We start from the raw sequence: 12,146 nt of genomic DNA on the forward strand, positions 1-12,146 counted from the left end.
GTCACCGGGGCACCAGCAGTTCCGTCCACTCCTTGGCCACCCGCTCCAGCGAGAAGCTCTCGCGCACCTGGGTCCGGGCCACCCGACCGGCGTCCCGCCAGCCCTCCTCGTCGAGCGCGGCGAGGGCGTCCGCCATGGCCGGCGGGTCCGGGTGGATCCAGCGCCGGTCGTAGATCTCGTCCGCGCCGGGCCAAGGCAGCAGGGCGGGTACGGCCGCGGAGGCCATGCCCTCGGCCGGGGCGAGGTGGAAGCTCTCGTCGTCACTGGTGGACAGGACGTGGCCGACCCGCCGCAGCCAGCTCGCCACGTCCGACCCGAACTCGTCGAAGACCACCGCCCCTTCGAGCAGCGGCGAGGTCTGCATACGGCGCAGGACGTCGTCGTAGTGGGCGCGTTCCTCGGGCTTGTTCCAGATCCACCAGTACTCCCAGGGCGGTTTGGACTTGACCGCGAGATGCCAGCGCCGGTCGTGGGCGCGCAGCGCCTCCAGGACGTCCAGGCCGAGGTCGAGGCGTTTGCGGCTGGGGGCGATGCCGATCATGCCGAGGCGGAAGCGGGCGCCGGGCGCCTTGGGGCGGTCGAGCTGGTCGGTGTCGACCCAGTTGGGCACGACGGTGACCTTGGACTCGGGCCAGCCGGTGGTCTCCAGGGTGCGGCGGGCGTAGTAGGTGCTGACGCAGATCACCTGGTCCACGGCGTCGATGTCGACCTGCTTCGGCCAGCCGGCGTCGAGTTCGAAGCGGTGCAGCCGGATGATCAGCCGGCTGCCGGGGCGCTTGTGGCGGCTGAACCAGACGGCGGCCGGACCGCACCACTCGACGACCACCACGTCGGCCCAGTCGGCGAGTTCACGGCTGGCCGCCGGATCGTGCCGGGTGAGCGCGGGCCAGGCGTCGACCCGTACGTCGAGTCCGGGCACCGCGCGGAAGTGGTCGAGGAGCCGGGTGAGGAACTTCAGGTCGTGGCCCGCGACGCCGACCCGCAGCGGCCGGGGCCGGGCCGTCACGGCGGGCGGTGCCGACGGGAAGGCCCGGTCGAGCAGGCCGCGCCAGCGGTCGGCCGCCGCGCCGAGTGTGTGGCGGGCCGCCGCGGCCCGGCAGCGGTCCGCGGCCAGGCGCCGGCTCTCCGGCTCGCGCGCGGCCCGGACCACGGCCTTCACGGCGTCGTCCAGGGTGGCGCGGCCGGGTACGTAGAGCGGGTAGTCGGCGCCTAGGAGCGCCTCGTGGGCGGGGGTCCGGTTGAGCACGACGGGCAGGCCGAGGGCGCCGAACTCCAGGACCTTGGTGGAGAGTTCGAGGCTGGCGTCGAGCGCGCAGTCGCGCCAGCCGAGGCCGAGGTCGCAGTCGGCGGCGATCCGCATGGCCTCCTCGCGGGGCTGTCCGCCGTGGTGTTCGACGCCCGGGGTGCCGGTGAGCGCGCGAGCCATCGCGGCCCGGAAGCCGGGGTGGCCGGTGTCGTCGTGGATCTTGTCGCCGACGGTGTGCAGTTCGGCGCGGACCCCGCGTTCGGCGAGCAGGGCCGGGAGCCGGGTCATGGGCAGGGTGTTCCACAGGGGCGCGAACTTGCCGGTGTACACGAGCCGGAAGGGCTCGTGCGGGCGCTCGTGGTCCGGCACCGGGAAGCCGGGTTCGGGCACGGCGGGCGGGCTGAGCACACACTTGCCGCACGCCTCGGGCACCCAGGTCTCCAGGAGGCAGCGCAACTCCTCGGTCTGGCACAGCAGTCGCTGCGAGGCCTCGGCGATGCGGGCGAGTTCCGCGCGGGCCTCCTCGGTCATCTCCGCGGCGGACTGCGGGATGTCGGTGAGGTAGGCCCAGATCCGGCCCTCGAAGTGACCGTCGGCGACGACCCGGGCGACAAGTCTGCGCCCGCGAAGGACCAGCAGGTCGCAGGGGTCGTCCTCGTCGAGCCGGGTCAGCAGCTGCGAGGCCTGCGGGGCGCCCGCTGCACGGCTCGCGGGTGCTGCTGCTCGGCATCACCTACAAGCCGGACATCGCCGACCGCCGGGAGACCCCGGCGCTGCCCGTGGCGCGGCTGCTGCGCGAGCGGGAGGCGGAGGTCCACTTCCACGACCCGCATGTGCCGGGGTGGTCCGTCGACGACGTGCCGGTCCCCCGCGTCGACGACCCGCTGGCCGCGGCGGCCGACCACGACCTGACGATCCTGCTCCAGGACCACTCCTCCTACGACCTGCCCGCCCTCGCCGACACGGCCCGGCTGCTCTTCGACACCCGGGGGCGGATCTTCCGGCCCGGGGTCGAGGTGCTGTAGCCGGCCCTGCCCGGACGCGGAGCCGAAAGGTACTGCTCTGATGCGGATACTCGTGGTCACGGTCGTCCACCATCCCGAGGACGCGCGCATACTGCACCGCCAGATCGCCGCCCTGCGCGAGCGCGGCCACCGGATCCTGTACGCGGCCCCGTTCGCGGCGCGCGGGGTGGTACCGCATCCGGACGTCGTCGGCATCGACCTCCCGCGCGCGTGCGGACGGGACCGCCGTACGGCGCTTCGGGCGGCGCGCGCCCTGCTCGCCGGGCACGGGGCCGAGGCGGACGTGGTGCTGCTGCACGACCCGGAGCTGCTGCTCGCGCTGCCCGGCACACTGCGCCGGTGGCGGCGGGACGGCCGGGCCCCGGTGGCGGTCTGGGACGTGCACGAGGACACGGCGGCGGCGCTGGTGATGAAACGCTGGGTGCCCGCGCTGCTGCGGCCACCGCTGAAGGTGGTGGTGCGGGCCGCGGAACATCTGGCAGAGCGCCATGTACGGCTGCTGCTGGCCGAGCACGCGTACCAGGAGCGGTTTCGCCGGGCGCACCCCGTGGTCCCCAACTTCCCCGCGGTGCCCGCCGATCCGCCGCCGGCGCCCGGCACCGACCGGGTCGTCTACCTGGGGCATCTGTCACGGGCGCGCGGCGCGCTGGACCTGATCGAGACGGCCCGCCTTGTCGGCCCGGACGTACGGGTCGAGGTGATCGGGGCGGCCGATCCGGAAGTGAAGGGTGTGCTCGCCGAGGCGGACCGGGCGGGGGTGCTGCGCTGGCACGGCTACCAGCCCAACGACCGTGCCCTGGAGCTGATCCGGGGCGCCCTGGCCGGGCTCTCCCTGCTGCACGACCAGCCCAACTACCGTCACTCACGGCCCACCAAGGTCGTCGAGTACATGGCCCACGGGGTGCCCGTGGTGACCACGCCGACCCCGCTGGCCGCGGGCCTGGTGGCCCGGCACCGCTGCGGGCTCCTCGTCCCGTACGAGAACCCGGCGGCGACCGCCGCGGCGATCTGGCGGCTGCGCACCGACGAACGGCTCCGCCTGACCAGCGCCGCCCACGGCCGCGCGGCAGCCCTGGCCGAACTCGACTGGGCGGAACAGGCATCGGACTTCGCGGACCGTCTGGAGATGTGGGTGAAAGAGGCGACGTCCGACGGAACCACCCGCCCCCGCCCGGCGATGACCGGCCCGATACGAGGCTAGCGCCCGACGCAGGGCCTGGCCGAGTGCGTGGCCGGCCCCCGGCACGTGGCGGCGCCCGGTGCGGTGAGGCCGGCACCCGGCAAGGGGCTCCCGCCCGGCGGAGGGCTCGCGACCGGGCCGGGGGCTAGCTGCACCACCACAGGAAGCGGTCGCAGGTTTCTGACGGGGTGGGGTCCGGGGTGGGGTCGTCGTCCTGCGGGGGCTTGGTGGTCGGGTCGTCCGTGGGCTTCGCCGGGGACTCCTCGGTGGGTGTCGAGGGGTTGTCGACCGGGACCGTGTCGCCCGCCGGTGAGGTCCCCGCGGTCTCCGTGGGGGTCGCCGCGTCCGACTCGTCCGGGGACTCCGACGGTGAACCGGACGGCGATCCCGACGGCGACGCGTCGTCGGACGGGGACGCGCCCGGGGCGCCCGCGCCCGTCGGGGTCCCCGTCTCCGTCGCCTCGTCCGCCTTGCCGCCCTCGGGCGACTCGTCGCCCGCGACGGCCGGTTTCGGCGCCGAACCGGGTCCGTCGATGCCGAGTTCGGCGAGGCTCAGCCCGCCTGCGGCCAGCAGGAAACCCGCGCCGACGAACAGGACGGTGCGCCGCCGCCGCCGGTGGGCCGCCGCCTTGCGGTCGCGGCGGCTCGCGCCGGACGACCGGCCGCGGCGCCGGGAACTCCCCCGGCCGGAGCGGCCGTTCCCGTCGTCCTCACCACCGGGGCCGTCGTCATCGTCGTAGGCATCGTCGTCGTAGGCGTCGTCGGTGTCCGCGGGCGCGTCGCGCGGCTCCGAGCGCACCACTGTCACCACGTCGGTACGGACGTCGGTGTGCACAACGGTGTGTACGACCGTCTCCTCCGCGTAGGAGCGGAGCTGTTCGGCGGGGGTGCCGCACCCCGGGCACGCAAGGGCGCCGTTGAGGTGCCGTCGGCACGGGTGGCAGTAGTCCATGACGCGGGAAGATTAAGTTCCGGCTCGACAACGTTCATAGCCTCAACTGTGAAGATTCTGTGGGGAACGGCTCGTTCCGGCGTGGCGGGGTTTCACCGTCACGGACAGCGTCATTGACGTGACCCATTGACGCGTCCACGACCCCGATCGTACTGTCACGCCAGCATTTCGAACGTCGGTCGATATATCGAACACCCTTGTATCGGGGGCAACTGCCGTGCGTATCACCGGAATCAGCACCTACGTCGTCGGGACGCCGTGGCGCAACCTCACCTACGTCCAGGTGCACACCGACGAGGGGATCACCGGAGTCGGCGAGACCCGCATGCTGGGCCGCACCGACGCGCTGACCGGATATCTGGAGGAGGCCGAGACCAACCACATCGTCGGTTCCGACCCGTTCGCCACCGAGGATCTCGTACGGCGGATGAAGTACGGCGACTACGGCCGCGCCGGGGAGATCGTGATGTCCGGCATCGCCGTGGTGGAGATGGCCTGTTGGGACATCAAGGGCAAGGCCCTCGGCGTCCCGGTCTGGCAGCTGCTCGGCGGCCGGGTCACCGACCGGATCAAGGCGTACGCCAACGGCTGGTACACCACCGAGCGGACCCCGGAGGCCTACTACAAGGCCGCCCGGCAGGTCATCGACCGCGGCTACCAGGCCCTCAAGATCGACCCGTTCGGCACCGGGCACTACGAACTCGACCACGCGCAGACCCGGTACTCCGTCTCGCTCATCGAGGCCGTACGGGACGCCATCGGACCGGACGCCGAGCTGATGCTGGAGATGCACGGACGCTTCTCCCCCTCCACCGCGGTACGGCTCGCGCACGAACTCGCCCCTTTCCGGCCCGCCTGGCTGGAGGAGCCGGTGCCGCCGGAGAACCTCAAGGCACTGGAGAAGGTCGCCGCGAAGGTGGACCTCCCGATCGCCACGGGTGAGCGGATCCACGACCGGATCGAGTTCCGCGAGCTGTTCGAGAGCCAGGCCGTCGACGTCATCCAGCCCGACGTGGGCCACATCGGCGGCATCTGGGAGACCCGGAAGCTCGCCGCCACCGCCGAGACCCACTACATGCTGATCGCCCCGCACAACGTCGGCGGCTCCGTACTGACGGCGGCCTCGCTCCAAGTCGGCTTCAGCACCCCGAACTTCAAGATCCTGGAGCACTTCAACGACTTCGCGGACGCGGAGATCAAGAGTGTGGTGAAGGGGGCCCCGCAGGTGGTCGACGGGTACTTCCACCGCTCCGACGCCCCCGGCCTCGGGGTCGAGCTGGACATCGACGCCGCCGCCGGGTTCCCGCAGCAGCAGGCCCGGTTCGACCTGTGGGCCGAGGGCTGGGAGCAGCGCCGGCCGAAGGGGAGCGCGAGGTGAGCGCGGCCGTCGTCGTCGAGGCGCCCGGCGTCCACCGGCTGGTCCCGCACACCCCCCGCCCGCCCGGTCCCGGCGAGGCGCTCGTGCGGGTGCACGCGGTCGGTCTCTGCGGCAGCGACCGCGAGCTGTACCAGGGCAACCGGCCCGAGGGGTACGTCCGTTACCCGCTCACGCCGGGCCATGAGTGGTCCGGGACGGTCGCGGAGGCCGGCCCCGGCGTCCCCGCGTCCCTCGTCGGCCGCAAGGTCGTCGGGGAGGGCTTCCGCAACTGCCAGGTCTGCGAACGCTGCCACGCCGGTGAGACCACGCTGTGCACCGCCGGGTACGAGGAGACCGGGTTCACCCTGCCGGGCGCCATGGCCCCGACGCTGACCCTGCCGGCCCGGCTGCTGCACACCCTGCCGGACACCGCCGACCTCACGGCCGCCGCGCTGCTGGAACCGGCCGCGTGTGTCGCGGCGGCGGCCCTCAAGGCGGACGCCCGGCCCGGCGAGCGCGTCGCCGTACTCGGCACCGGCACCCTCGGCATCCTCGCCGTCCAGTTCCTGCGGGCCACGTCCCCGGCGCAGCTCCTGGCCGTCGGCACCCACGCCGAACGGGCGGCCCTGGCCCGTTCGTCCGGCGCGACGGACTTCCGCACGAGCGACGGGCTGGGCACGGGTACGTTCGACATCGTCGTCGAGGCCGCCGGGTCCGCCGGCGCCGCGCGGGACGCGGCCGCGCTGCTCCGCAGGGGCGGGCGGCTGGTACTGACCGGGATCCCGGCGCCGGGCGCGCTCGGGCTCGACCCGACGGACCTGGTGGTACGGCAGCTGGAGGTGCACACCGTCTTCGGTGCCCCGCCCGCCGCCTGGGCCCACGCGGTCCGAATGTTCGCGTCCGGCCTCCTCGACCCAACCCCCCTGATCACCCACGAACTCCCCCTGACGAAGTTCGACCAGGCAATCGCCCTGGCAGGCACCGGCAAGGCCCTACTCCACCCATAGCCACACACCACCCAACCGGATCGGCAACGCCGCGAAGGGGCGCGAGGAACTGCGCGACAAGCCACGCCGAACCCGCACCCACCCCCCAACCCCAGCAACCCCACACAGGGGCGCGGGGAACTGCGCGACAAGCCACAACAGACCCGCACCCACCCCCGACCTCAACAACCCCACACAGGGGCGCGGGGAACTGCGCAACCACCCACAACGGCCCCGCAGCCGCCATTCGCCCCCGGCCGTCCCCTCCGATCGCGCACTCCCGACCCCGAAGGACAACCCGTGACAGACCCCGCCACCCCCCGTCGGCCCGCCGCCCAGGCGCTAGGTGCGCTGGGGCTGGCCGGCCCCGAACCCACCCCCGCCGACACCTCCCCGCACACGTTCCCCGACGGCGGCCGCTGGCGCACCGAGATCCCGTCCTGCGAGGGCCCCGAGGCACTCGGCGTCGTACTCAAGGAGTCCTCACGCCTGGACGTGCCGATCCATCGGATCAGCCAGGGCAGCGGCATCTGGATGCTCACGGACGCCGAGATCACCGAGATGGTCGAGGCGACGGCCGAACGGGACATAGAACTCTGTCTGTTCACGGGCCCGCGCGGCACCTGGGACACCGGCGCCTCGGTACGCACCGACTCGCGCGGCGGCGGAGCCCGCGCCCGCGGCCACGACGCCGTCGCCGGATGCGTCGAAGACGCCCTGCGGGCAACGGAGTTGGGCGTGCGCTGCCTGCTGGTGGCCGACGAGGGCGTGCTCTGGACCCTGCACCGGGCCCGGAAGGCGGGCATCCTCCCGGCCGGCACCACCCTCAAGGTGTCCGCACTGATCGGACCGGTCAACCCGGCCTCGTTCGCGGTGTTCGAGGGACTCGGCGCCGACTCGGTCAACGTGCCCAGCGATCTGACGCTCGCTCATCTCACCGAGATCCGGCGGGTGTCGGCCGCGCCGATGGACATGTACATCGAGGCCCCCGACGATCTCGGCGGCTATGTCCGGATGTACGAGGTGGCCGAGCTGATCCGGCGCGGCGCCCCGCTGTATCTCAAGTTCGGCCTGTCCAAGGCCCCCGGTATCTATCCGTACGGCCACCACCTGCGGGAGTTGACCCTGGCGACCGCCAAGGAGCGGGTCCGGCGGGGCCGGCTGGCCCTGGATCTGCTGGCCCGGCACGGCGCCGACAGGGACATGGCCCCGCTGGGCTCACGCCTGCCCGGCCAACTGAAGCGCTTCGACACATATTCATAAAGTTTCGAACGCGCCCTCTTCACACAACACGACGTAGCCAAACAGAATCCCACACACCTGTCCGTCCGGCCCTCGCGGGCCCGCCCAGCGTTGCCGCACACCGCACATCCCCCCAACCGTGCTGAGACATCGAGGAAGATGACCATGCGCAATCGCCGAGCCGCAGTTTCCGCCATAGCCGCAGCCGCATCCCTCGCCCTGACGCTGACCGCCTGCGGGCAGAGCAGTGAGGGCGGCAGCGAGGAGGACAAGGGCGGTACCGAGGGCGCCACCATCGGTATCGCGATGCCCACCAAGTCCTCCGAGCGCTGGATCGCCGACGGCGACAACGTCGTCAAGGACCTGGAGGGCAAGGGGTACGAGACCAGGCTGGTCTTCGGTGAGGACGACCCGGACCAGCAGGTCTCGCAGATCGAGAACCTGATCACCCAGGGCGTGGACGCCCTGATCGTCGCGGCCATCGACAACAAGTCACTGGGCAACGTGCTCCAGCAGGCCAAGGACGCCGACATCCCGGTGATCTCCTACGACCGGCTGATCCTCGGCACCGAGAACGTCGACTACTACGCCTCGTTCGACAACGAGAAGGTCGGCGAGCTCCAGGGCAACTACATCCTCGACAAGCTCGGGCTGAGCGGCGGCGAGAAGGGCCCGTTCAACATCGAGCTGTTCGCCGGCTCCAACGACGACAACAACACCCGCTACTTCTTCCAGGGCGCGATGAACGTCCTCCAGCCGTACATCGACAAGAAGCAGCTCGTCGTCCGCTCGAAGCAGACCGCGCTGAACCAGGTCACCACCCTGCGCTGGGACGGCGGCACCGCCCAGAAGCGGATGGACGACATCCTGACCTCGGCCTACAAGTCCGAGCGGGTCGACGCCGTGCTCTCCCCCTACGACGGCATCTCGATCGGCATCCTGTCCGCGCTGAAGTCGGACGACTACGGCTCCGCGAGCAAGCCGCTGCCGATCGTCACCGGCCAGGACGCCGAGGTCGCCTCGGTCAAGTCGATCATCGCGGACGAGCAGTCGATGACCGTCTACAAGGACACCCGCGAACTCGCCAAGGTGGCCTCGAACATGGTCGACGCCGTGCTGAGTGACAAGAAGCCCGAGGTCAACGACACCAAGACGTACGACAACGGCGCCAAGGTCGTGCCCTCCTACCTCCTGGAGCCGGTGAGCGTCGACAAGGAGAACTACCAGGCGACCGTGGTCGACTCCGGCTACCTCAAGGAAAGCGACCTCAAGTAACCGCCGGCGTCCAGAGATTGGAAGGCACGACCATGGCGGGACCCGTCCTGGAAATGCGCTCGATCATCAAGACCTTTCCCGGCGTCAAAGCCCTCTCCGACGTCACCCTGACGGTCCGCCAGGGCGAGGTCCACGCCATCTGCGGGGAGAACGGCGCCGGGAAGTCGACCCTGATGAAGGTGCTCTCCGGTGTCCATCCGCACGGCAGCTATGAGGGCGACATCCTCTTCGAGGGCGAGCCGTGCCGGTTCAGGGACATCCGGGCGAGCGAGCAGCGCGGCATCGTGATCATCCACCAGGAGCTGGCGCTGGTGCCGTACATGTCGATGGCGGAGAACATCTTCCTCGGCAACGAGCACGCCAAGCGGGGGATCATCAGCTGGACCCGGACCCTCAAGCACGCCACCGAGCTGCTGCGGCGGGTCGGGCTCGGTGACCACCCCGACACCCGGGTCGCCGACATCGGCGTCGGCAAGCAGCAGCTCGTGGAGATCGCCAAGGCGCTGTCCAAGAAGGTGAAGCTGCTCATCCTGGACGAGCCGACGGCCGCCCTGAACGACGAGGACAGCGGCAAACTCCTCGATCTCATCCTGGAGTTGAAGAACCAGGGCATCACCTCGATCGTGATCTCGCACAAGCTGAACGAGATCCGCAGAGTCGCCGACTCGGTGACGATCCTGCGCGACGGGCGCACCATCGAGACGCTCGACGTGAAGGCCCCGGAGACCACCGAGGACCGGATCATCAGCGGGATGGTCGGCCGCGACCTGGAGCACCGCTTCCCGGACCGCACCCCGCACGAGCCGGAGGCGGGCTCCGCGCCCGCGCTGGAGATCCGCAACTGGACCGTGCACCATCCGATCGACCAGCAGCGCAAGGTCGTCGACGACGTGTCGCTGTCCGTGCGGCGCGGCGAGATCGTCGGCATCGCCGGGCTGATGGGCGCGGGCCGCACCGAGCTGGCGATGAGCGTCTTCGGCCGCACCTACGGCCGGTACGCGGGCGGTTCGGTCCTCAAGGACGGCCGGGAGATCCGTACGAAGACCGTCGCGGAGGCGGTGAGACACGGCATCGCGTACGTCACCGAGGACCGCAAGCACTACGGGCTCAACCTCATCGACACCATCAACCGGAACATCTCGCTGACCGCGCTCGGCAAGGTCGCGCGCCATGGTGTGGTCGACGAACACGAGGAACGGCAGGTCGCCGAGGGGTTCCGCAAGTCCATGAACATCAAGGCGCCGACCGTCTTCGAGCCGGTGGGCAAGTTGTCCGGCGGCAACCAGCAGAAGGTCGTCCTCAGCAAGTGGATCTTCGCGGGTCCGGACGTGCTGCTCCTGGACGAACCGACGCGCGGGATCGACGTCGGCGCCAAGTACGAGATCTACACGGTCATCGACCAACTGGCCGCCCAGGGCAAGGCGGTGGTCTTCATCTCCTCCGAGCTGCCGGAGCTGCTCGGTATGTGCGACCGCGTCTACACCATGGCCGGCGGCCGGCTCACCGGCGAGTTCTCCCGCGCCGAGGCCTCGCAGGAGGCGCTGATGCGTCAGATGACGAAGGACAAAGAGGTGTCCCGATGAGCACGGATGTGACCGCCAAGAGCCCGGCTCCCGCACAGCCGGGCGGCAGCGGGGCGGGGAGCGGCAACGGTCTGCTCCGGCTGCTCCTGGACGGCATGCGCCGCAACATGCGCCAGTACGGCATGCTGTTCGCGCTCGGTCTGATCGTGGCGCTGTTCGCCGTGTGGACCGACGGCGATCTGCTGCTGCCGCGCAACGTCTCCAACCTGGTGCTCCAGAACAGCTACATCCTGATCCTCGCGATCGGCATGATGCTGGTCATCATCGCGGGCCACATCGACCTGTCCGTCGGCTCGTTGACGGCGTTCATCGGCTCGATGGCGGCCGTGTTCATGGTCCGCAACGACCTGCCGTGGCCGGTCGCGGTGATCCTGTGCCTGGCCATGGGCGCGGTCGCGGGCGCGGCCCAGGGCTTCTTCATCGCGTACGGCGGCATACCGTCGTTCATCGTGACGCTCGCGGGCATGCTGATCTTCCGTGGGCTCACCGAGATCTTCCTGGAGGGGCAGACCCTCGGCCCGTTCCCGGAGGGGTTGCAGAAGGTCGCCAACGGGTTCCTGCCGGAGGTCGGCCCGAACACGAACTACCACAACCTCACCCTGCTGCTCGGGTTCGCGCTGATCGCGTTCATCGTGTTCCAGGAGTTCCGTGACCGCAAGCGCCAGCAGGAGTTCTCGCTGGAGGTGCTGCCGCGCAACCTGTTCCTGCTGAAGCTGGTCGCGCTCGGCGCGGCGATCCTGGTGCTCACGCTGCTGCTCGCCAGCTACAAGGGCGCGCCGATCGTGCTGCTGATCCTCGGCGCGCTGCTCGTCGGCTTCGGCTACGTCATGCGCAACGCGATCGTCGGGCGGCACATCTACGCGATCGGCGGGAACCTTCCGGCGGCCAAGCTGTCGGGTGTGAAGGACAAGAAGGTCACCTTCCTGGTCTTCCTCAACATGGGCATGCTCGCGGCCCTAGCGGGGCTGGTCTTCGCCGCCCGCTTCAACGCGGCCTCCCCCAAGGCCGGGCTCAACTTCGAACTGGAGGCGATCGCCGCCTCGTTCATCGGCGGGGCGTCGATGAGCGGGGGTGTGGGCACGGTGCTCGGCGCGATTATCGGCGGGCTTGTGCTGGGTGTGCTGAACAACGGGATGAATCTCGTCGGTATCGGCACGGACTGGCAGCAGGTGATCAAGGGGCTTGTGCTGTTGGCTGCCGTGGGGTTTGACGTGTGGAACAAGCGCAAGGTCGGGTCGTAGCGGGTTGTCGGGTGACTGCGGGTCCGTTGTGGCTCGTCGCGCAGTTCCCCGCGCCCCTG

Annotated in this window: 10 protein-coding genes; 8 read left to right on the forward strand and 2 right to left on the reverse strand. The window is 70.7% G+C overall.

Features of this window, described 5'->3' with window-relative positions; translation table 11 throughout:
- Position 1: 1 nt before the first annotated feature.
- Positions 2 to 1,777 carry a glycosyltransferase gene (locus ACIQAC_RS03485; protein WP_402186525.1) on the reverse strand — a complete coding sequence of 592 codons (1,776 nt, stop codon included), beginning with the start codon at positions 1,775 to 1,777 and terminating at the stop codon, positions 2 to 4.
- A 182-nt stretch (positions 1,778 to 1,959) separates the two neighbouring features.
- Between ACIQAC_RS03485 and ACIQAC_RS03490 the strand changes: the two genes are divergently transcribed.
- Positions 1,960 to 2,271: a UDP binding domain-containing protein gene (locus tag ACIQAC_RS03490; protein ID WP_402186527.1), complete on the forward strand. Its 312-nt coding sequence runs from the start codon at positions 1,960 to 1,962 to the stop codon at positions 2,269 to 2,271.
- Between the two features lie 40 nt (positions 2,272 to 2,311).
- A complete protein-coding gene (locus ACIQAC_RS03495) occupies positions 2,312 to 3,472 on the forward strand; it encodes a glycosyltransferase family 4 protein (RefSeq protein ID WP_402186529.1) in 1,161 nt (386 codons plus the stop codon).
- Positions 3,473 to 3,596: 124 nt separating this feature from the next.
- Here ACIQAC_RS03495 and ACIQAC_RS03500 read toward each other — a convergent pair whose 3' ends face one another.
- Entirely contained in the window at positions 3,597 to 4,403 is an 807-nt protein-coding gene (locus ACIQAC_RS03500) for a hypothetical protein (RefSeq protein ID WP_402186531.1), read from the reverse strand.
- Positions 4,404 to 4,620: 217 nt separating this feature from the next.
- Between ACIQAC_RS03500 and ACIQAC_RS03505 the strand changes: the two genes are divergently transcribed.
- The 6 genes from ACIQAC_RS03505 to mmsB all read left to right on the forward strand — a co-directional run bounded on the left by ACIQAC_RS03505 (position 4,621) and on the right by mmsB (position 12,087).
- The gene (locus ACIQAC_RS03505) at positions 4,621 to 5,781 is read left to right on the forward strand and encodes a mandelate racemase/muconate lactonizing enzyme family protein (RefSeq protein ID WP_402186532.1); all 1,161 of its coding nucleotides are present in this window, start codon (positions 4,621 to 4,623) and stop codon (positions 5,779 to 5,781) included.
- Positions 5,778 to 6,767 carry a zinc-binding dehydrogenase gene (locus tag ACIQAC_RS03510; protein WP_402186534.1) on the forward strand — a complete coding sequence of 330 codons (990 nt, stop codon included), beginning with the start codon at positions 5,778 to 5,780 and terminating at the stop codon, positions 6,765 to 6,767. The genes ACIQAC_RS03505 and ACIQAC_RS03510 overlap by 4 nt, the downstream gene beginning before the upstream one ends.
- A 279-nt stretch (positions 6,768 to 7,046) precedes the next feature.
- Positions 7,047 to 8,009, forward strand: a complete 963-nt coding sequence (locus ACIQAC_RS03515) for a hypothetical protein (protein WP_402186536.1) — start codon at positions 7,047 to 7,049, stop codon at positions 8,007 to 8,009.
- Between the two features lie 144 nt (positions 8,010 to 8,153).
- The gene (gene chvE, locus ACIQAC_RS03520; RefSeq protein WP_402186538.1) at positions 8,154 to 9,263 is read left to right on the forward strand and encodes a multiple monosaccharide ABC transporter substrate-binding protein; all 1,110 of its coding nucleotides are present in this window, start codon (positions 8,154 to 8,156) and stop codon (positions 9,261 to 9,263) included.
- Positions 9,264 to 9,295: 32 nt separating this feature from the next.
- The gene (mmsA, locus tag ACIQAC_RS03525) at positions 9,296 to 10,846 is read left to right on the forward strand and encodes a multiple monosaccharide ABC transporter ATP-binding protein (RefSeq protein WP_402186540.1); all 1,551 of its coding nucleotides are present in this window, start codon (positions 9,296 to 9,298) and stop codon (positions 10,844 to 10,846) included.
- A complete protein-coding gene (mmsB, locus tag ACIQAC_RS03530; protein WP_402186542.1) occupies positions 10,843 to 12,087 on the forward strand; it encodes a multiple monosaccharide ABC transporter permease in 1,245 nt (414 codons plus the stop codon). Before mmsA ends, mmsB begins: the two co-directional genes overlap by 4 nt.
- The last annotated feature ends 59 nt before the right edge of the window (positions 12,088 to 12,146 follow it).

It is taken from the genome of Streptomyces sp. NPDC088387, assembly GCF_044753385.1.
Taxonomy (GTDB): Bacteria; Actinomycetota; Actinomycetes; order Streptomycetales; family Streptomycetaceae; genus Streptomyces.

Excerpts from the sequence above, each read along its gene's own strand:
- ACIQAC_RS03500 (WP_402186531.1), bottom strand. The coding sequence starts at position 4,403 with ATGGACTACTGCCACCCGTGCCGACGGCACCTCAACGGCGCCCTTGCG.
- mmsB (WP_402186542.1), top strand. The coding sequence starts at position 10,843 with ATGAGCACGGATGTGACCGCCAAGAGCCCGGCTCCCGCACAGCCGGGC.
- ACIQAC_RS03485 (WP_402186525.1), bottom strand. The coding sequence starts at position 1,777 with ATGACCGAGGAGGCCCGCGCGGAACTCGCCCGCATCGCCGAGGCCTCG.
- mmsA (WP_402186540.1), top strand. The coding sequence starts at position 9,296 with ATGGCGGGACCCGTCCTGGAAATGCGCTCGATCATCAAGACCTTTCCC.
- ACIQAC_RS03495 (WP_402186529.1), top strand. The coding sequence starts at position 2,312 with ATGCGGATACTCGTGGTCACGGTCGTCCACCATCCCGAGGACGCGCGC.
- chvE (WP_402186538.1), top strand. The coding sequence starts at position 8,154 with ATGCGCAATCGCCGAGCCGCAGTTTCCGCCATAGCCGCAGCCGCATCC.